The 19,654-nt window shown below is 43.3% G+C and carries 17 protein-coding genes, 1 tRNA gene and 1 pseudogene; 3 read left to right on the top strand and 16 right to left on the bottom strand.

The genetic code is table 11. The features are described 5' to 3' along the window. Nucleotides 1-23 precede the first annotated feature (23 nt). From ACQRBN_RS13600 to ACQRBN_RS13585, 4 genes are all read right to left on the bottom strand, one after another. Entirely contained in the window at nucleotides 24-254 is a 231-nt protein-coding gene (locus ACQRBN_RS13600) for an HPr family phosphocarrier protein (protein WP_427739562.1), read from the bottom strand. 120 nt (nucleotides 255-374) lie between these two features. Beyond that, nucleotides 375-1,724 carry an MATE family efflux transporter gene (locus tag ACQRBN_RS13595; RefSeq protein ID WP_427739561.1) on the bottom strand — a complete coding sequence of 450 codons (1,350 nt, stop codon included), beginning with the start codon at nucleotides 1,722-1,724 and terminating at the stop codon, nucleotides 375-377. Nucleotides 1,725-2,152: 428 nt separating this feature from the next. Further along, nucleotides 2,153-2,410 carry a sporulation transcriptional regulator SpoIIID gene (gene spoIIID / locus ACQRBN_RS13590; RefSeq protein WP_427739560.1) on the bottom strand — a complete coding sequence of 86 codons (258 nt, stop codon included), beginning with the start codon at nucleotides 2,408-2,410 and terminating at the stop codon, nucleotides 2,153-2,155. 88 nt (nucleotides 2,411-2,498) lie between these two features. After that, nucleotides 2,499-2,753, bottom strand: a complete 255-nt coding sequence (locus ACQRBN_RS13585) for a hypothetical protein (RefSeq protein WP_427739559.1) — start codon at nucleotides 2,751-2,753, stop codon at nucleotides 2,499-2,501. Nucleotides 2,754-2,952: 199 nt separating this feature from the next. Here ACQRBN_RS13585 and ACQRBN_RS13580 point away from each other — a divergent pair, with 199 nt between their 5' ends. The 3 genes from ACQRBN_RS13580 (at nucleotide 2,953) to ACQRBN_RS13570 (ending at nucleotide 6,820) form a co-directional block, all read left to right on the top strand. After that, complete coding sequence (locus ACQRBN_RS13580) at nucleotides 2,953-3,849, top strand: AraC family ligand binding domain-containing protein (protein WP_427739558.1); 897 nt, start codon at nucleotides 2,953-2,955, stop codon at nucleotides 3,847-3,849. A gap of 106 nt (nucleotides 3,850-3,955) precedes the next feature. Continuing rightward, nucleotides 3,956-6,184 (top strand): alpha-galactosidase, encoded by a 2,229-nt coding sequence (locus tag ACQRBN_RS13575; protein ID WP_427739557.1) that lies wholly within the window; start codon nucleotides 3,956-3,958, stop codon nucleotides 6,182-6,184. Between the two features lie 3 nt (nucleotides 6,185-6,187). After that, nucleotides 6,188-6,820, top strand: coding sequence for a YczE/YyaS/YitT family protein (locus ACQRBN_RS13570; protein WP_427739556.1), 633 nt, complete (start codon nucleotides 6,188-6,190; stop codon nucleotides 6,818-6,820). Nucleotides 6,821-6,923: 103 nt separating this feature from the next. On the opposite strand, the gene ACQRBN_RS13565 is transcribed toward ACQRBN_RS13570, so the two are convergent. From ACQRBN_RS13565 to ACQRBN_RS13510, 12 genes and pseudogenes are all read right to left on the bottom strand, one after another. Next, nucleotides 6,924-8,261, bottom strand: a complete 1,338-nt coding sequence (locus tag ACQRBN_RS13565; RefSeq protein ID WP_427739555.1) for a glycoside hydrolase family 30 protein — start codon at nucleotides 8,259-8,261, stop codon at nucleotides 6,924-6,926. Between the two features lie 16 nt (nucleotides 8,262-8,277). Continuing rightward, entirely contained in the window at nucleotides 8,278-9,015 is a 738-nt protein-coding gene (locus ACQRBN_RS13560) for a response regulator transcription factor (protein ID WP_427739554.1), read from the bottom strand. Continuing rightward, a complete protein-coding gene (locus ACQRBN_RS13555) occupies nucleotides 8,990-10,822 on the bottom strand; it encodes a cache domain-containing sensor histidine kinase (RefSeq protein ID WP_427739553.1) in 1,833 nt (610 codons plus the stop codon). Before ACQRBN_RS13555 ends, ACQRBN_RS13560 begins: the two co-directional genes overlap by 26 nt. A gap of 24 nt (nucleotides 10,823-10,846) precedes the next feature. Next, on the bottom strand, nucleotides 10,847-11,692 hold the full coding sequence (locus ACQRBN_RS13550) for a carbohydrate ABC transporter permease (RefSeq protein ID WP_427739552.1): 846 nt from the start codon (nucleotides 11,690-11,692) through the stop codon (nucleotides 10,847-10,849). Further along, a complete protein-coding gene (locus ACQRBN_RS13545) occupies nucleotides 11,692-12,612 on the bottom strand; it encodes a carbohydrate ABC transporter permease (protein ID WP_427739551.1) in 921 nt (306 codons plus the stop codon). Before ACQRBN_RS13545 ends, ACQRBN_RS13550 begins: the two co-directional genes overlap by 1 nt. A 110-nt stretch (nucleotides 12,613-12,722) precedes the next feature. Continuing rightward, nucleotides 12,723-14,026: pseudogene (locus ACQRBN_RS13540) on the bottom strand (ABC transporter substrate-binding protein). A 238-nt stretch (nucleotides 14,027-14,264) separates the two neighbouring features. Next, complete coding sequence (tnpA, locus tag ACQRBN_RS13535) at nucleotides 14,265-14,738, bottom strand: IS200/IS605 family transposase (RefSeq protein WP_427739550.1); 474 nt, start codon at nucleotides 14,736-14,738, stop codon at nucleotides 14,265-14,267. 211 nt (nucleotides 14,739-14,949) lie between these two features. Continuing rightward, complete coding sequence (locus ACQRBN_RS13530; protein ID WP_427739549.1) at nucleotides 14,950-15,150, bottom strand: hypothetical protein; 201 nt, start codon at nucleotides 15,148-15,150, stop codon at nucleotides 14,950-14,952. 274 nt (nucleotides 15,151-15,424) lie between these two features. Beyond that, a complete protein-coding gene (locus tag ACQRBN_RS13525) occupies nucleotides 15,425-15,889 on the bottom strand; it encodes a DUF1700 domain-containing protein (RefSeq protein ID WP_427739548.1) in 465 nt (154 codons plus the stop codon). Nucleotides 15,890-16,120: 231 nt separating this feature from the next. After that, complete coding sequence (locus tag ACQRBN_RS13520) at nucleotides 16,121-18,232, bottom strand: glutamine synthetase III (protein WP_427739547.1); 2,112 nt, start codon at nucleotides 18,230-18,232, stop codon at nucleotides 16,121-16,123. Nucleotides 18,233-18,382: 150 nt separating this feature from the next. Next, complete coding sequence (gene fba / locus ACQRBN_RS13515; protein ID WP_427739546.1) at nucleotides 18,383-19,249, bottom strand: class II fructose-1,6-bisphosphate aldolase; 867 nt, start codon at nucleotides 19,247-19,249, stop codon at nucleotides 18,383-18,385. A 241-nt stretch (nucleotides 19,250-19,490) separates the two neighbouring features. Further along, a tRNA-Glu gene (locus ACQRBN_RS13510) sits at nucleotides 19,491-19,562 on the bottom strand. Nucleotides 19,563-19,654: the final 92 nt, after the last annotated feature.

Genomic DNA, 19,654 nt, shown 5'->3' with positions numbered 1-19,654 from the left:
TCTTTGTACAAGTGCCATCTTGCTTATGCAGCGACAAATTCTTCTATATCATTCCAAAGGTCATCACATTCATCTACATAGACCTTTAACTCAATCTCTTTCGAAAAGCCCAGATTTATGATCCCTAACAAAGATTTGGCATCTACAATACATTTGCCACGTTTCATATCCATGCTGTATGGATACTTCTCTACTTTCTCTATAAATTCTATAATATCATCAATGTTCTGGAATACTACCATCCTCTTGTTCATGACAATCGCTCCTTTTTTGTTATGAACATATTAGCACAATTTTACAGGTTAAAAAATGTACAAATTGAACAAGAAATTTCTTTTATTTTTGATGTGTGTAAAGATGAATGCACATAAAAACTAGACAATATCTTTTCTATTATTTTTCAAATATTGCCTCAATTTCAAAGACGCATACAAAACGGCCACCACTTCAGATATCCAAACCGCATACCAAACAACACCAATCCCCCAAAATCGGCTCATCACCCACACACACGGAAGCAGTATGATCAACTGACGCATCGCTGTCCCCACCATATTAACCATACCATTTCCCATTCCAGATATCAGATACCCCATCACCATTGTGCCAGCCGCCAAAACAAAAGTAGGCGCGATGATACGAAGCGCAGGAACTCCAATTTGCAGCATCTCATCTCCGGCCTGAAAAAGAGATAACAAAACTCCTGGCATACTTTCGAACACCACTACTCCCACACAAGCAATCCCCGCTGCCAGTCCCAATGCCATCTTGCATGTATCCTCTACTCTCTTCCACTTCTTCGCGCCAGTATTGAATCCCACAATAGGCAATGACCCTTGTCCAAGACCGTTCACAGGCATGAACAGGAAGTTTTGAAGTTTGAAATACACTCCAAAAAAAGCGACTGCTGTATCCGAGTATACTCCCAGAATCAGGTTCATTCCAGCCACCATAAGGCTTCCAAAAGCCTGTGTCAGAATGGTCGGCGCTCCCACCTTATAGATGGCAATAAGATCTCCTTTTTGAAAATGAAACTCCTTCCATACGAAATGAATTTCCATATTCTGCACATGATTAAGAACAAGACCGATGATCGCGGCCATCCATTGTCCTATCACGGTTGCAATTGCGGCTCCTGCAATCCCAAGCTCCGGCGCTCCACAATAGCCAAAGATCAGAATAGGATCAAGCACGATATTAACGACTGCCCCTGCCATTTGTGCAAACATACTCGACAGCGTCCTGCCCGTTGCCTGTAACAATCGCTGCGTTAGAGTTCCCAAAAAGATGCCGATACTGAACAACTGACAGATTTTTAAATAGGAAATTCCATATGAGATAATATTTTCATCTATGCTAAAGCAGCGGATAAATACCTCAGTTCCAAAAATTCCCCATACAACAAAGATAAGAGAACTTAATATGGACAGAAATAGTCCTAAAGTTGCTGTTGCATTTGCCTTATCATATTCTTTGGCTCCAAGCTGTCTAGATACAAGCGCGTTCACCCCGACGCCCGTTCCAACTGCTACCGCAATCTGTAACATTTGCGCAGAATAGGCTATGGATGTCGCTGTTAGTGCGGCTTCATCAATCCGTGCTACAAATATGCTATCTACGATATTGTAAAGTGATTGGACCAGCATAGACACCATAATTGGCAAAGACATCGTTATTACTAGTTTTGGAATTGGCATAACTCCCATTTTATTTTCTTTTTGCATTATAATGATCCTACCTTTCTACTAAAAAATAAAAAAAGAAACCCGTAACCGATACTAAAACTCATAGAGTCCTCTCGGTTTCGCGTTTCCGCAGGCCTTTCCCTATAAAACTATTAACAGAATATCATTTTTCTTTTTCTATTGTCAATAAAAAACTGTTATGAGACAATCTATGATGTAACAGTTCAGCCATAAGCCGGATTGTGGGCGAATCATGCTTGCATGAATGAACACACAATCCGGCTTATGAGCAGAGCGCCATTTTATGAGCAAAAAGAGCTGCGTAGCAGCGGAGAAGCATCGCAGATGTGTTTTGCGAATGGCACGGGCTGAACTGTTACTCTATGATTCGAGAAAAGCGGCAGACCGAAGTGAAACACTATTCTTCCTTGCATAAATTCACTTCTAGCCGCCGCGTTTTCACCCTTTTACCGCCTCTCCAGATGCAGATACTTCTCTCTCGTAGCCAGTCCACCGCGTATATGTCTCTCCGACTTATTCAGATCCAGCACCTTGCGTGCCTCTGCCGCCAGAGATGGATTAATCTGCAGTAAACGCTCTGTCACATCCTTATGTATCGTAGATTTACTAACTCCAAAAGCCTTCGCCGTCTGCCTCACCGTTGCCTTGTGTTCGATAATATAATATGCGATCTCTACTGCCCTCTCTTCAATATAATCCTTCATATGATGAAACCCCTCATAGTTTGTTTTTACAATCTATGCGGGGGCTTTTGCAAGTATGACATCATCCTCCGGACGGAAATACAATCTCTCAATCAAAATCCACGTGATATACCTTCTCCCCGTCATGAATATCCACATAATGCAGATCGAACTGATCATCCAATATCTCCATACACCCTTGATAAAATACAGTATCACTCTTCTTTATTATAAAAACATACGTCCCTTTATCCTGAGCATCAGCCTCATCACTGACTTCATCATAGAATTCTCTTCCATCAATCTCCCCTGGATATCCTGCATTCCTTATCTTTTCTTCAATCAACCTATATAATTCTTCCATAATCTTGCTCCTACTTGTATAATATTATGATTTTCTCCCTTCTCTGATCTCCGACCTGGCAGAAACCAGATGCCAGAAAAATATCTTCCATTACACCTTACCATTTTTCAGACATACTTTCCATCTTATTCTTTTCCACTTGACTCCTCTGTTACATTTTCTTATGATAAAATCATTAGAAAACGAGGGAGGAATCCATATGGAAGATTCTTACGTACTGCAACTATCAGAACCCAAATTCAAAGACTTCTATCTCTGCCACTGCGGCTACGCCCAGTGCGACCCACTGCACAATTACGGACCTGCTGCCCGCCCCAATTACATTATCCACTACATTTTAGAGGGCAAGGGCAGTTATCAGATTCATGGGCACAAGTACACGCTCTCCCAAGGACAGGGCTTCCTGATCGAACCTGATACTGTTACCTTCTATCAGGCAGATGAACAAGACCCCTGGACATATCTGTGGATCGGTTTTAGTGGGACCAAAGCACCTGGCCTGATTCATGACATCGGACTTAACAGCGGACAGCTTACTTTCCAGTCTCCTTATGGGAGTGAATTGAAGCAGATCATCCTTAGCATCCTCAAGCATACACGCTCTACGACCTCCAATCTTTATTATCTCCAGGGAAAACTCTATGAATTCTTCTCTGTCCTTACACGAGAGATCTCACTGGAGAATCGTCCGGAGATTACTGCCGAGAGCAATTATATCCAGGAGGCGATCACATATATCCGAAGCAACTATTCCCGAGGAATCACTGTTACCGATATTGCTGACCATCTGAATGTAAACCGAAGCTACCTGTACACCCTCTTCAAGGATGAACTGAATCTGTCACCCAAAGACTATCTGACACGTTTTCGCATCTCACGCGCAAGAGAACAGTTGACATTGACGGATCTCTCCATCGAGAACATCGCGCATTCCTGCGGATACCATGATGCACTTGTATTCTCCAAGGCATTCAAAGCGCAGCAAGGCTTAACTCCTACAGAATACCGGAAGCAGAACCGTGCTATTAATCAGAACCGCCTTGCTGCCAGCCAGGAAGAACTAGACGATATTATGATAAACAGGAAGAAAATCTAACATTTTCACTGTTTCATTCAACATACTTGCCTAACGCCCCGGATTCTTTTGCACTATAATAAATTCAAATACGAATGAGTTCAAAAACGACGAAAGGAGCGCACTTATGAGCATTCAATTTCATCAAACAACGAAAACATTTCATCTATACAACGATAATATCAGTTATATCATGAGCGTATTAGAGAATGGTCATCTCGGACAATTATACTATGGGAAGAAGATTCGTGATAAAGAAGACTTCTCTTACCTTGTAGAGAAGGTGCCGCGTCCGATGGCTTCTTATGTATATAGTGGAGACCGTACCTTCTCTCTGGAGCACATCAAACAGGAGTACCCGGTCTACGGATCTACAGACTATCGTCATCCGGCGGTCGAGATATTGCAGGAGAATGGAAGCCGTATTATGGATTTCCAGTATGTATCCCATACGATCACCGGCGGAAAGCCGGAACTTCCGGGGCTTCCGGCTACTTACACTGAGTCTGACGATGAAGCGGAGACCTTGTGCATCACTTTGAAGGATGTGGTAACAGATATTCGTCTGGAACTGCTCTATACCATCTTCGCAACTGGTGGAATTATCGCAAGAAGCGCTCGTTTTACCAATGACGGCGAGAAAGCAGTTCATATCCTGAATGCCATGAGTTTATGCCTGGATCTTCCGGACCATGACTATGTATGGATGCAGCTTTCCGGCGCATGGGCAAGAGAGCGGCATATTAAGAATCGGATCCTGGAGCCTGGTATCGTTGCAATCGACAGCATGAGAGGACATTCCTCCCATGAGCACAACCCATTCATGGTACTGAAGCGTCCATCTGCCACAGAGCATCAGGGACCCGTCATCGGATTCAGCCTGATCTACAGCGGCAACTACCGTATCCAGGCAGAAGTAGATACCCACGACACGACTCGTGTTACCGTAGGAATCAATCCGACGGGATTCGATTGGAAATTAGACTGCAGCGAGACTTTCCAGACACCAGAAGCAGTCATGGTCTACTCTGAAGAAGGATTAAACGGCATGAGCCAGACCTTCCACAATCTGTACCGCAGCCGCCTGGCACGCGGATACTGGAGAGACCGTCCGAGACCGATTCTGAATAACAACTGGGAAGCAACATATTTTGACTTCACAGAGGACCGCCTGGTTGAGATTGCTTCCAAGGCAAAGGAATGCGGCGTAGAACTCTTCGTTCTCGACGATGGATGGTTCGGCGAAAGAAGCGATGACCGTTCCGGGCTTGGCGACTGGTTCGCCAATACGGACCGCCTTCCGAAAGGAATTCCTGGACTTGCAGATAGAATTGAAGCGCTTGGCATGAAGTTCGGTCTCTGGTTCGAGCCTGAGATGGTGAATAAGAACTCCGACTTATACCGTGCACATCCGGACTGGATTCTTATGACACCGGAGCGCCATATTTCCCATGGACGCCATCAATATGTACTTGATTTCTCCCGCCCGGAAGTGGTAGACTGCATCTATGGAATGATGAAGACGATATTATCAGAAGCAAAGATCTCTTATATTAAATGGGACATGAACCGAAGCATTACGGAATGCTACTCTGCTACCCTGCCTTCTGATCGTCAGGGAGAGGTATTCCACCGCTTTATTCTCGGTGTCTATGACCTGTACGACAGACTGACCAAAGCATTCCCGCACGTACTCTTCGAGTCATGTGCAAGTGGCGGCGGACGTTTTGATCCGGGGCTTTTGTACTATGCGCCGCAGGGATGGGCAAGTGATGATTCCGATGCCATCGAGCGTCTGAAGATCCAGTATGGCACTTCTATGTGCTATCCGATCAGCTGTATCGGAAGCCATGTATCCGTAGCACCGAATCACCAAGTGTTCCGCAACACTCCGCTTCACACAAGAGCGAATGTGGCATACTTCGGTACGTTTGGCTATGAGTTGGATCTGAATAAGTTATCTGACGAAGAGATCGAAGAAGTAAAAGAACAGATTGTATTCATGAAAGAATACCGCAAGATCCTGCAGTTCGGAACCTTCTACCGCCTCAAGAGTCCTTTTGAGGGTAATGAGACCGTATGGATGGTTGTAAGCGAGGATCAGAAGACCGCTCTTGTTGGCTACTACAGAGTCCTGAATGTTGTCAATGCACCTTATACCCGTGTACAGTTACAGGGCTTGAATCCTGATCTGGTATATGAGAATCTGGAAAATGGCACAGAGCACTACGGAGATGAACTAATGAATCTCGGTCTTCTTACTTCTGATGCATCCTGCGGCGAAGTGGTCGGAGACGCGAAGCCATGTACCGACTTCGATTCCAGAATCTATGTATTGAAAGCAAAGGAGATTTAATATATGCAGCAGAATCAATCTCTGTTCCACAGAACTGCATTCATGCTGATCGGCAACCTGCTGATCAGCATCTGTGTTGCTTCTTACCGTTTAAGCGGCTTAGGCGTGGATGCATTTACCGGTATGAACCTTGGAATCAGCGGATTCTTGGATATGAGTTTTGGAAATTGGCAGTTAATCGTCAATATCCTACTTCTGATCCTTGTATTTTTCACCATCCGCCATTGCATCGGAATGGGAACCCTTGTGAATATGGTATGTGTGGGATATATTGCGGATTTTGTATGCTGGCTGGTCAACGATGTGATCGACCTGGAGATTACCCTGCCTTTGCGGATCTTCTTTATGCTGCTTGGGCTACTGTTCGCCTCCTCTGGCGTTGCGCTCTATATGCATGCAAATATGGGAACTTCTCCCTATGACAGCCTGCCATTGATTATCCAGAAGTTCACCAGAGAGCGGGTATCCTTTCGCGCTGCAAGAGTTGGGTGTGATATCACTTCATTGGTGATTGGCGTGCTCTTCTGTCTGGCTGCCAAGGGTGATATTACTACAATTATTGGTGTTGGAACTGTCTGTAACGCATTATTTAACGGACCTTTGATTCAGTTTTTCAGGGATCGCATTGAGAAATAGCCATCCCGATTATAAAGCATCAAACAAAAAACATACGAACTGGAATATCATTGCAGAATCATTCCAGTTCGTATGTTTTTACGTCTATTATTTGCTTTGATGATTACACTTGAATGACTCCTGTTGAGATTGACAGCGGCTGCACCCTAACTTCCGCACACTCACCATTCATACGAATATATGCCGGAATCTCCTCCTCCGTACGATTCAGAATCACAAATACAATAGATTCCTTATTCTTGAATGCCGTCACTTCTAACTTATCCGTATATCTGCTTACTCCAATCCGCACTGCACCTTGTTCAATAAAATGAGTAAAATGCCACAGATGTCCCAGAATATTCGTTTCCATCAGGAGCTTGTCTGAGGTATCAAAAAGATAAGGCGCATCACAATAATTCCCTACATGATTCGGTCCGCCCACCTCATTCAGAATCAGATTCCAGTCTAGGAATGCACCCATTCCTTCATTTAAGTTACCAATCATATCATGCGCATATTTCTGAGCATTATTCAGATAATCATCTGCCTCGAACTTGCTGTATTCCATACACGCCTCAGACAACAGCAGTTTCTTATCCGGGAAACGCTCCTTAATCATACGCAGCACTTCAAAATGATCTCCGCTATACCAATGGAATGCCACTCCTGCAATCATCTTATCCGTCTCTTCATCAATAATCGCTTCTGCCCATTCCAATGCGCGCTCTTTATTGTGATCCCAGAGATAGATCTCAATATCATCCAGATGATGCTCCTTAAGTGCTGGCCACATATAATCTCTCAGGAATTCCTTTTGCTCTTGCGGCGTATAGACACACGAGTCCCATGTTTGAATTGCCTTTGGCTCATTTTGAAGAGTCAGTTTCGTCACATGGTATCCCCGGTTTCTGTACTCTTCAATATATCTGCATATATATGCCGCCCATCTTTTTCGGTATTCTGCTTTTAATTTTCCACCGTTATTGCGTTCACCATTGGTCTTCATATATGCCGGAGGGCTCCACGGTGACAGCATAATATCCAGTTTGTCTCCATATGCCGCTTCCGCCGCATCAAGCATTGGTATGATATATTTCTCCACCCTTTTAAACGAGAAGTCAACAAACTCCTCATCTGCTTCATTCCCATCTGCCTCATAATGCTCTAAAGAAAAATCGCAGCTGTCGATTGGAATTCGCACCAGGCGGTACTTCATGCCGTCCTTTCCAAAATACTGCCGGATCATCTCCGTCTTCTGTTCTTCATCCATCAATGAATATACATAACCAGCCGAATCAGTGATTGCCCCTCCGAACCCTTCCATGATCTGATACTCTACATTCGGATAGAGATTAATCAACTCATTCTCCCTTTCATCGTCCCGCAAAAAAGCAATATTCTGCTCGACTCTCTCTTTCTTATTGTCCTTATATGTCGTTGTAATATAGGTAAGTTTCACTTCTCATCCTCCTCCATCATCTCTTGCCGGAACGATATTCCTTCGGCGACATCCCTTTCACCTTCTTGAATACCTTGGAGAAATACTTCTCATCCCGGAATCCCACTTTATATGCGATCTCATAGTTCTTCAGGTAATTCTGTTCCAGATAGCAGCATGCCCGGTCAATCCTGACACGGTTCAGATAATCAACAAACCCACACTTCAGTTCCTGATTGAACAGCGTAGACAGATATCCACCGGAGATTCCGACTGCCTCTGCCACATCTGTTAATGCAAGGTTCTCTGTATAATGCTCTGCAATATACTCCCGCGCCATGGCAACCAGATGACTTCCCTGCCTGCTCTCTTCCTCTATGGTATCAGGCTCTTCCTTTCCGAAATACTCATCCGCCAGACGGTTCAGGCATGCCAGTATATCCGCCGCTCTTGCAGGTTTCAGCAGATACTCTTTAGCCCCATATTTTAATGCCTGCTGGGCATACTTGAACTCATCATACCCACTCAATATGACAACAATCGGATGAAGCCCTGCCTTCGCCGTCTCATGCATCACATCAATCCCATTCTTAAGCGGCATCTGTACATCCAGAAGAATAATATCCGGCTGATATTTCAGAATGCAATCGATAGCCTCCTGCCCATTCTCAGCCTCATAAATCTTATCGAACCGATCTGTATGAAGCGTAATATATTTTGCTGTCCCTCTACGAATAATATCCTCATCATCAGCAACCAATAACTTCACTGACACTATGCTCCCCCTTCTCAAATGGAACCATCAGAATCACTGTCGTTCCATGTCCAACATCACTTTGAATCTCTAATTTAAAATCGTCATGATATTTTAACTTAAGACGCTCTCTGATATTCTTAATCGCGAATCTTCCTACCCGCTGCTTTGCATATTGCTCCGTCTCTTCCTCCCAGATTGCGTCAATCTGATCTTGACGCATTCCCATACCGGTATCTCGAACCTCGAACCGGATGTAACCTCCCTCTTTCCTGACCGTTACTTTGAGGTGACACGGAGTGCTGACATTCTCGAATCCATGCACAATCGCATTCTCGACAAAAGGCTGTACGATCAGTTTTGGTATCTTCGCTTTCTTTACAGTCTCTTCTATCTCAATCTCGTAATTCAATCTTTTATCAAAACGCACTTTTTGAATCTGAAGATAACGGGATACCAATTCAATCTCCTGACCAACCGTGACTTCCTTCTTCCCCTGGCTAAGAACCAGTCGGAATAACTGTGACAATGCAAGAATCGTCTCTGCCAATTCTTCATTGTCCGCTTCCTGCGCCTGCCAGTATAGGGAATCCAGCGTATTATATAGAAAATGAGGATTGATCTGTGCCTGGAGCGCCGCCAGTTCACTCTCTTTCTCCTGAAGGGTAATGACATAGTTCTCATCAATCAAGGTACGGATATCGCCAACCATCCGGTTAAAGCACTCTGCCACTTCTCCCACTTCGTCATGTGTTGTCACTTTTACCTGCTGTTCAAAATCTCCCGCCGAGAACTTATCAATGGCTTCGCTTAATTGTCTCAGAGGTTTCGTTACGATATTGGAAATCAGCACCAGCAACGGCAATAATGCCAGCATAACACCAATCATAAGCATAACCGGCATATATACAACGTCCAGTATCTGCATCTGCAGACCATATCTTGGAACAATCTTACACACAATACTCGCATTTGCCTCTGACTGACTGCATATCACATCATAGTTTCCATAGGTAAAATGCATCTTACGCTCCCGGTAATCCTGCTTCATGAACTCCTCACTCTTCAGGTATGACTCCACCTCTTCGTCCATCGAACCGGCTCTGCACAATTCTCCGCCATTCTTATCCAGAATCAACACGCCTTCCCGCTCATTCTGAATAATGTTCTCACACATATCACTAAAACGTTCTTCACTGACCCCGATCACAATGTACCCCAGTGTCTTCTTCTGCGTCAGATCGAAGATCTCACGGTACAGCACAACCTTATCTGTACGATTCGTCTCATAAGTATCTCCTCTGCCTTTTAAAACACTCTTCCAGATCATCCCATTATCACTTTCAATCGTCTGCTGGTAAATCTCCATCTCATGTACCTGATCAATATCAGAGATATAGACGCTTCCATCCATTCCCCGCAGATAAGGACGCACTCCATTCTCAGGATAGATTGCAATCGTCTTAATATGCCCTTTCAGCGATATCATATCCTGCACGATCTGCATCGGAGCATCTTCAAGCCAAAGTTTAGAATTTCCATTTAATTCTTCCGCATTATTTGCTTTCAGAAGATTATGGACTTCTGTATTAATACAGATATACGTGGAAAAATCCTTAATATCTGTCTGTAACATATTGATGCTCTCTTCCAGTGTATTCACGCTGGCAACATCATTTTCAAGCCTCTTATTCAGTTCCTTATTATAATTACTAAAAAGAAGAACAAGGCATATCAGAAAAAGCACCGGGGTAATAATCAGATATCCATAAAAGATCAGTTTCTTCTTTACACTCAAATGATCAACCCACTGCTTAATCTTATCCATATGCCTGTTCTCCTTTAATGTATGCTAGCCCTTTACGGCGCCCATAGCAACACCCTTCGTAATATGTTTGTTCAAGATAATATATACAATAACTGCCGGGGCTGCTGTCAATGCCATTACTGCGAACTGTACCGCATAATTGGATGAATATTCTCCGGTAAACTCCAGGATGGAGAATGGAAGCGTCTTCCATGTCGGCGAACTTAAATATGTACTAGCCATCATGAATTCATTCCAGTTATTCAGGAACGTCATGATCGCTACAGTAGCAATCGACGGCTTAAGCATCGGCGTAATGATCTGGAAGATAATCCTATATATTCCGCAGCCATCCATAACCGCCGCTTCTTCCAATTCCACCGGAATCGCAGACATAAAACTGGTCATCAAAAATAATGCCTGCGGAAGCGAGAATGCAACATACGGTATTAACAATGCCCACATAGTATCGGTAAGTCCCAGCATACTGTATATCTTATAATTCGGCAAAAGTGTTGCATGAATCGGTATCATCAATCCCATAAGGAGCAGCATCTTTACGGTACCGCTCAGTTTCCATCTCATTCTATGGCAGGCAAATGCTGCCATAATAGAAACCAGAATTACCAGAACTACTGCAAGCCCATTAATTAGTATACTATTTTTTAAGTACAAAAGGAAGTTACCATCTACAAAAGCTTTTACATAATTGCCCCACTGAATCTTCTTCGGAATGATGAGAAGTCCGCTTGTGAACATCTCATTGCTGCTTGCCAACGAAAAGTCTAATAGCCAGATCAAGGGGAATATCTGTATGACAGCCACGATGATAAGGACTATCCATAATATCGGCTTTGTAATTTTACTTTTTTTCTTTCCAGCACGTTCCATTATACTGCAGCCCCCTTTGCTCTTGCTTTTTCCAATTTCTTAAGTTTCGTCTCTTCCCGGTCTTCGAATATCTTATTCAGGATCACTGTTGCTAACAGACAGATAATAATGAATATTACGCCAATGGCATTACCATATCCATACTTGAATGCCTTAAATGCCTGCTGATACAGATAGTTCGCTGTGAACTGCGTGCTGTTTCCAGGACCGCCGTTCGTCAATAGATATACTGTCTCCATCTGTTTCAGGGCTGATATGACGGCCATCGTTACATTTACCTGGATTACCGGCTTCATAAGAGGCAATGTGATTTTCAAAAATGTAGTAGTCTGGTTAGCTCCATCAATTGCGGCTGCTTCATATAACACCGGATCAATATTCTTGATACCTGTATAATAGATCAGCATTCCCCATCCAAAGCCATGCCAGATCAATACGATCAATACTGCCCAGATTGCAGTGTCTGTACTAAACCAGTTGATGTCGCCTTTGCCGCCGAATGCCTTAATAATATTATTCAGCAGACCAAAATCCGGATTGTAGATGAATTTCCACAAGTATGCGATAACTGCTACGGAGATAACGTTTGGAATAAAGTATACACACCGGAAGAAATTCTCTCCTCTTCCGCCTAACTTATCCAGTACCGCTGCAGTGATCAATGCCAACGGATGCTGGATAAAGATGAATCCCAATGCCAGGTAAAGCGAGTTTCTAAGTGCGATTCTTAATGTCGGATCCTGCAGCAATGTCTTATAATTTTCAAGTCCAATCATATTATATGAACCCATTCCTGAGTAATCAGTAAAACCATAATAAACGCTCAGGCAGATTGGAGCCAGAATTGCGAACAAAAACAGTACCAGTCCCGGCAGTACCAGACTCAGAATCACAAGTTTATTACTATATAGTTTTTTCATATGGCTGCTCCTTTCGCGCAAGTCAAAAGATTAATACCTCTATGATAGAGATATGACCGTCAGGGAACTTTCTCTGGCGGTCATATTAAGTCAAACTGTTCTAATTCATTTTATTTGCATGATGCGCCAATTGTTGAAAGGAAGTCGTCGATAGAACTTGTTCCGTTTGTAACGCTCTGAATCTCGCTTTCAATGCTTGTCTTGAATGCAGATGGTCCGCAGTCGTTGATCGGGTTTCCTGAAAGGTCTGTAGAGTTAGCCAACAGGTCTACAATCTGTTTCTGAAGTTCTGTCTCATCACCTGTCATATATTCACTCTGATCCTGTGCTGATAAGCCTACGCCGTTCTCCCATCCGTATTTGGACAGTTTCTCTGGCTGATACATATAGTTCAGGAATTTGATTGCTTCTTCTTTTACTTCAGAGTTAGCGCTTACTGCATATCCACCGCCGTTCCAAGCTGAGATATCAGTTGCTGCAGCCTTGCCGCCTTCTACGGTTGGCATTGTAAATACTCTGATATTTGTACGGATGCTTTCATCAATATCTTCGTTGGTTGCCATGGATGTCTCCCAGCTTCCCATGTACCACATTGCTGCCTGACCATTGGTAAATAAGTTCTGTGATGTTGCATAATCCTGTGAATCATATCCATTCTGGAACAGACCGGCATCTGCTGCATCTTTCATAAGCTGTGTTGCTTCTTTAATCTCTGGTGCGCTGAAATCGCCGCTTTCAATTGCATCGCTTACGATCTGGGAATAATCACTTCCTACAAGTTTGTAAAGTACATCAGCAAGATAGCAAGCCAGCGGCCATCCATCTCCACCATCCATTGCTACAGGAATGATTCCTTCTGCCTTGATGTCTTCAGCCAGTGCAAGCAGTTCGTCATAAGTCTCCGGAACTTTCCAGCCGTTGTCTTCAAACATCTTCTGGTTGTAATAGAATACTCCGATATCTGTGTTTCTTGGAAGTCCATACAGTTTGCCATCGTATGTATATCCATTCAGCGAGCCTTCAACGAATCCGTAATCTGCGTAATCGTCTGAATTAAGTTCAGCCAGAACACCTGCTTCTACCACTTCATCCAGGAATGCCGGCTGTCCCCAGATACTTACTACATCTGGCATGCCTTCCATAGAATATGCTTTGAATTTTGTCTTATAAGCCTCTTCATCCAGAGCTTCTACTTCGATGTTCACATCCGGATTCTCCTTCATGTACTCATCGATAATTGTCTGCTCTACCAGACCCTGTCCGTTCTTTCTGTCCGGAAGATTAGAGAACACCTTCAAAGTTACTTTGCCGTCATCGGAAGCAGATGATGAATCCTCTTTTTGCCTCCACATCCAACTGCCATTGTTGCTACCATGGATACTGCCAGGAGCACTGATATTAATTTACGTTTCATGCACTTTCCCTCCCTGATTCTTTTGTTTTTAATGCATTTACTTGATGGTTAGATTCTATCATCGCCCTGATTCGAAAAACAGACACCAAAATTCCAAAAAGGTGTAATATTTTCATATCACACCTGTAAGACTCGCCACTGGCAGTTCCCTTCGAAGGCTTACCAGTCAAGACCACCGGCGCAGCCCCAAAAGGAGCTTGCTGGTTTGCTTTGATTTCCTACTACCACTCCAAGTGGTTTATTTCTTGTTTTTCTTTACCGGCTCACCCGTAAACGGGTCAATGTACTCTACTAACGACATCTGATCGTATTCTAAATCCTCTTTCAGTTGATTTTGAATATAAGCCTTGATTGCAGCCGTATTCTTTCCTACTGTGTCTACATAATATCCACGGCACCAGAAATGTCTATTTCCATACTTGTATTTTAAATTCGCATGCTTTTCAAATATCATCAGCGAACTTTTTCCTTTCAAGTATCCCACTATTTCTGATACTGAATATTTCGGTGGAATCCTTACCAGCATATGGATATGGTCACTGCAACATTCTGCCTCGATAATTTCTATCCCTTTTCTTCTGCATAATGTTCCCAGTATTTGTCCCACATCTGCTTTTATGTCTTTGTAGATTACCTGACGGCGATATTTTGGTGCAAAAACGATAGGATACTTGCATTCCCATTTTGTATGAGCTAAACTATTTACGTCCATTCTTAGGACCTCCTGTACTATTTTATTTGTGGTTTTGCAGACCCACTTTTATTCTAGCACAGGAGCTCATACTTATATCTAAAGATCTGCCCTCCCCCTGCATAGCAGGGGGGGGTTATTTTTACTGTGACACAAAAAACGCCGCCCATGGCATATCATGGTCCATGAGCAGCGCTTTCTTGCATCTTTATTTTATTGCCTGAATATCTAACTAGTAATTGTCGCTGTAGTTTGTGCTGTTAGAATTCTTGTTGGATGCATTCTTATCAGATGCATTTCTGTTAGATGCGTTTCTGTTAGATGCATTCTGATTAGATGCATTCTGATTAGATGTGTTCTGGCCAGCTGCATTTCTGTTAGATGCATTCTTGTCAGATACATTTTTGTTAGATGAATTATAGTTCTTAGCCATTGTTAATTCCTCCTAATCTTTTTTGTTACGAGGTTATTATGTCCGTCATCTGATTTTTTATGTATCTTTTTCACAAAAACCACCTTATAAATATATTAAGTTTTTTTTAATTTTTATCTTGCTTTTTGGCTCACTCTATATTATACTTAGTTTTGTAGAAAGAATACTTTCTACAACCCCTTATTAATTATTTATACTCCCCTCAAAAGACCGATGGCTCCCCCATCGGTCTTTTATATTGGAACCCGTAAGATTGAGGGTTCCAATATAAAACTCATCGTCGATTTCCACCAATCAATCTGATAATGAGCATTACCACAAGCAACGGCACCAATATCGGTGCAAGGAGACTTACAATTCCTCCGATCACTGCAACCACTACCATAATCACGCCTACGATTCCCAGGATCAGAAGCAACTTTTTCCACCATGCATCCAGCCCGAACACATGAACATTACCGCCTTTTCTCTGCTGCTCCTGCTCGTAGTAATTCTGTCTGCGCGGCTCGTAACTGTATTCCTCATAAGCATTCCCTTTAGCCTCTACAGCTTCTATAATCGTCTTCGCTATCGCCCACGGATCACCCAATTCATCTATGACAGCCGCTTCGCTCCTGCCTTTTCTCACTTCATCACTGATATAACTGTCATAATAGTTCACATTCTCCTGTATCACAGCACCGCTTAGATCGTTTGCCAAGGCCTGTCTCAGTCTTTCCAAAAATTCATATTTCGTCATGAACATCCTCCTACGTTGTTATTATATAAAAAAGAATATGCTTTGCACATTCTCGCGCCAGCAGCCATTTTCCACTTGCGCGTAGTGCGCATTCTCCCGGAGGGTTTTATTGTATAGGGAACGAAGTTTCCTATGATACACTAAAAACCTTGAACTTAGAATAGCACATACATATGTCTATTCCAAGTCCAAGGTTCTTAAAATTTTCTAATCTCTTTATTAATATATTGATTATACCTCGAAGATCAGGTCGCCGTAGGATGGCATTGGCCATGCTTCTTTGTCTACGATCATCTCCAATTTATCAACCGGTGCGCGGAGCGCTTCCATAGCAGGAACTACATCAAAGTGGTAGAATCTTGCCTGCTCTTCTCCCTCTTCCATTGCTGCAGCCTTATCTGTAACTTCTGTCAATGCGACTAATGCCTTCTTTGTCTCTGCAAGCAATGCGGATACTTCTGTAAGCAGTTCTGCCTGAACGGACGCATCTGCTCCTGCTTCTTTTACAGCAACAACTGTGTCTGCAAGAGACTTTGTATATTTAATGACTGCGGGTACAAACTGCTTGCTCGCCATATCAATCATAGTACGTGCTTCGATGTTAATTGCCTTTGAGTAGTTCTCGAACTTAATCTCCGCACGAGACTCTAATTCTGCCTTCGTGAATACTTTGAACTTCTCAAACATAGCAATTGATTTCTCAGTTGTAAGTGCCGGAATTGCCTCTACCATAGACTTGATATTCGGCAGTCCGCGTCTCTTGGCCTCAGCAACCCACTCATCAGAATAACCATTGCCATTGAAGACAACTTTCTGATGCTCTGTCGCATATTTCTTAATCAGATCATGTACTGCTGTCTGGAAATCATCTGCTTTCTCAAGCACATCACATGCCTCTGCAAATGCCTCTGCAACGATTGTATTAAGAACAACATTCGGTCCTGCAACAGAATCACGGGAGCCAACCATACGAAACTCGAATTTATTACCTGTAAATGCAAATGGTGATGTTCTGTTACGGTCTGTAGCATCCTTTGCAAGATCCGGAAGTGTTCTTACTCCGGTCTCCAACTTGCCGCCCTTCAGGCTATGTGTTGCTGATCCTGTACTAATCAACTGTTCCAGCACATCCTCCAACTGCTCTCCTAAGAAAACTGAGATGATTGCCGGAGGAGCCTCATTAGCGCCAAGTCTGTGATCGTTTCCTGGGTCTGCTGCAGATTCACGGAGCAGGTCAGCATGTTCATCTACTGCCTTCAGAATACAGGTAAGTACAAGCAAAAACTGGATATTTTCATGAGGTGTCTTGCCCGGGTCTAATAGGTTCTTGCCATCGTCTGTAGTAATAGACCAATTGTTATGCTTGCCAGATCCATTTACTCCTGCAAATGGTTTCTCATGAAGCAGGCATTTCATACCATGCTGGCAGGCAACTCTCTTCAACGTCTGCATTACCAGGTGGTTATGGTCAACTGCCACATTCGCCTCTGCATAAATCGGAGCCAGTTCGTGCTGTGCAGGTGCGACCTCATTGTGCTGTGTCTTAGCAGATACGCCAACTTTCCACAGTTCAATGTTCACATCCTTCATGAATCCTGCGATTCTCTGACGAATTGTTCCAAAATAATGATCGTCTAATTCCTGTCCTTTCGGAGGCATTGCTCCAAAAAGTGTACGTCCGGTGTAGATCAAGTCCTTTCTCTGCAAGAACTTCTCTGCATCTACAAGGAAGTACTCCTGCTCAGGTCCAACAGAAGGAGTTACCTTCTTGGATGTTGTATTTCCAAAGAGACGCAACAGTCTGATGGACTGCTCGTTGATTGCTTCCATAGAGCGAAGCAGTGGAGTCTTCTGGTCAAGCGCCTCGCCAGTATATGAACAGAACGCTGTCGGAATACAAAGTGTTGCGCCAGCCGCATCATGTCTTACAAATGCCGGCGATGTACAATCCCACGCTGTATATCCTCTTGCCTCGAATGTTGCACGAAGTCCACCTGACGGGAACGAAGATGCATCCGGTTCTCCTTTGATCAATTCTTTTCCCGAGAAACTCATCAACACTTTTCCGCTTTCCAGAGGCGCTGAAATGAACGAATCATGCTTCTCAGCAGTAACACCCGTCAGAGGCTGGAACCAGTGGGTGTAATGAGTAGCACCTTTTTCAATTGCCCACTCCTTCATCTCATGCGCAATTACATCTGCTGTCGCAAGGTCCAGTTCCTTACCTTCCTCAATTGTTTTCTTCAGATCCTTGTAGACTTTTTTCGGAAGACGTTCCTGCATAACAGTATCATTGAATACGTCTTCACCAAAAATGTCAGCTACGTTAAATGCCTCACTCATATTTCCTACGTTTCCTTTCCTAATCTTATATTTATGTTGCTATATAATTAGAAAAAGGCACTCCAGATCTCATCCGGAACGCCTTCGTTCTATCTATGCCTGTTAGTATAACTCAACCAGCCGAAAAAGGCAAGTGAATTTTTCACCAAATTATTCAGCCTTACCTACTGAACCAAATAATTCCATCTTTTCTTTTACTTTCTCAATGATTGCTTCATAACCAGGTTTTAATAACTTACGTGGGTCAAATCCCTTTCCTTCCTGGTCTTTTCCTGCTTCGATGTACTGGCGTGTAGCTTCAGCAAATACCAGCTGGCACTCTGTATTAACGTTGATCTTAGCAACGCCTAAGTCAATTGCTTTCTTAATCATATCATCCGGAATACCTGTACCACCGTGAAGTACTAATGGCATATCTCCTGTTAACTGCTGAATAGCATCCAGAGTCTCAAAACTAAGCCCAGCCCAGTTCTCTGGGTATTTTCCGTGAATGTTACCGATACCTGCTGCAAGCATGTCTACTCCAAGATCAGCGATCATCTTGCATTCCTGTGGATCAGCACACTCGCCCTGTCCGATTACACCGTCTTCTTCTCCGCCGATAGAACCAACTTCCGCCTCCAGGGACATTCCTTTCTCCTTGCAGATTGCAATCAGTTCTTTTGTCTTCGCAACGTTCTCTTCGATTGGATACTTAGATCCATCAAACATGATAGATGTAAATCCTGCTTCGATACATTTCTTACATCCTTCGTAAGAACCATGGTCAAGATGTGTAGCAACCGGAACTGTAATTCCCATCTCTTCTACCATTGCCGCAACCATAGCCTGTACAGTCTTATAACCGGTCATATACTTTCCAGCACCCTCAGATACACCTAAGATAACTGGTGACTTTGTCTCCTGAGCTGCTGTTAAGATAGCTTTTGTCCACTCCAGGTTGTTGATGTTGAACTGACCTACTGCATAGTGGCCCGCTACTGCTTTTTCAAGCATTTCTTTTGCTGATACTAACATATCTAATTCCTCCAATTTCTTTGCTCTGCCACAGCACTAAACCGCCGAGGCAACATTTAATAAATTCGCTTTTTCTATTATATCTCATAATTAGCGAAAAAACAATGGGGACGGGGGAATTTTAAATTGGGGACGGGGGAAATTGCAAAAACCCCCGTCCCCGACGAAGTGCGTTGAAGTGATAAAGTGGCAGATGCAACAAAAAACCTCCTGAAGATTTCTCTTCAAGAGGATTCTTTCGTGACTCCGAGGGGAATCGAACCCCTGATTCCAGCGTGAGAGGCTAGCGTCTTGACCGCTTGACCACGGAGCCTTATTATGTACGTCTCTCTGTATCGTACTTGCCTATTATAACAAACAAATATCAAATAGGCAAGTACTTTTTTTAATTTTTTTCATTTTTTG

This window comes from Bariatricus sp. SGI.154 (assembly GCF_050313795.1).
Taxonomy (GTDB): Bacteria; Bacillota; Clostridia; order Lachnospirales; family Lachnospiraceae; genus CAMBRQ01.
The sequence above is the reverse complement of the archived record's forward strand: the minus strand, read 5'-3'. Positions and strand labels throughout refer to the sequence as shown.

Bases quoted from the DNA above. Each gene is read 5' to 3' on its own strand.
- ACQRBN_RS13595 (WP_427739561.1), bottom strand. From the start codon at position 1,724: ATGCAAAAAGAAAATAAAATGGGAGTTATGCCAATTCCAAAACTAGTA.
- ACQRBN_RS13545 (WP_427739551.1), bottom strand. From the start codon at position 12,612: ATGAAAAAACTATATAGTAATAAACTTGTGATTCTGAGTCTGGTACTG.
- ACQRBN_RS13550 (WP_427739552.1), bottom strand. From the start codon at position 11,692: ATGGAACGTGCTGGAAAGAAAAAAAGTAAAATTACAAAGCCGATATTA.
- ACQRBN_RS13570 (WP_427739556.1), top strand. From the start codon at position 6,188: ATGCAGCAGAATCAATCTCTGTTCCACAGAACTGCATTCATGCTGATC.
- ACQRBN_RS13600 (WP_427739562.1), bottom strand. From the start codon at position 254: ATGAACAAGAGGATGGTAGTATTCCAGAACATTGATGATATTATAGAA.
- ACQRBN_RS13520 (WP_427739547.1), bottom strand. From the start codon at position 18,232: ATGAGTGAGGCATTTAACGTAGCTGACATTTTTGGTGAAGACGTATTC.
- tnpA (WP_427739550.1), bottom strand. From the start codon at position 14,738: ATGGACGTAAATAGTTTAGCTCATACAAAATGGGAATGCAAGTATCCT.
- ACQRBN_RS13580 (WP_427739558.1), top strand. From the start codon at position 2,953: ATGGAAGATTCTTACGTACTGCAACTATCAGAACCCAAATTCAAAGAC.
- ACQRBN_RS13525 (WP_427739548.1), bottom strand. From the start codon at position 15,889: ATGACGAAATATGAATTTTTGGAAAGACTGAGACAGGCCTTGGCAAAC.
- ACQRBN_RS13575 (WP_427739557.1), top strand. From the start codon at position 3,956: ATGAGCATTCAATTTCATCAAACAACGAAAACATTTCATCTATACAAC.
- spoIIID (WP_427739560.1), bottom strand. From the start codon at position 2,410: ATGAAGGATTATATTGAAGAGAGGGCAGTAGAGATCGCATATTATATT.
- fba (WP_427739546.1), bottom strand. From the start codon at position 19,249: ATGTTAGTATCAGCAAAAGAAATGCTTGAAAAAGCAGTAGCGGGCCAC.
- ACQRBN_RS13585 (WP_427739559.1), bottom strand. From the start codon at position 2,753: ATGGAAGAATTATATAGGTTGATTGAAGAAAAGATAAGGAATGCAGGA.
- ACQRBN_RS13530 (WP_427739549.1), bottom strand. From the start codon at position 15,150: ATGGCTAAGAACTATAATTCATCTAACAAAAATGTATCTGACAAGAAT.
- ACQRBN_RS13555 (WP_427739553.1), bottom strand. From the start codon at position 10,822: ATGGATAAGATTAAGCAGTGGGTTGATCATTTGAGTGTAAAGAAGAAA.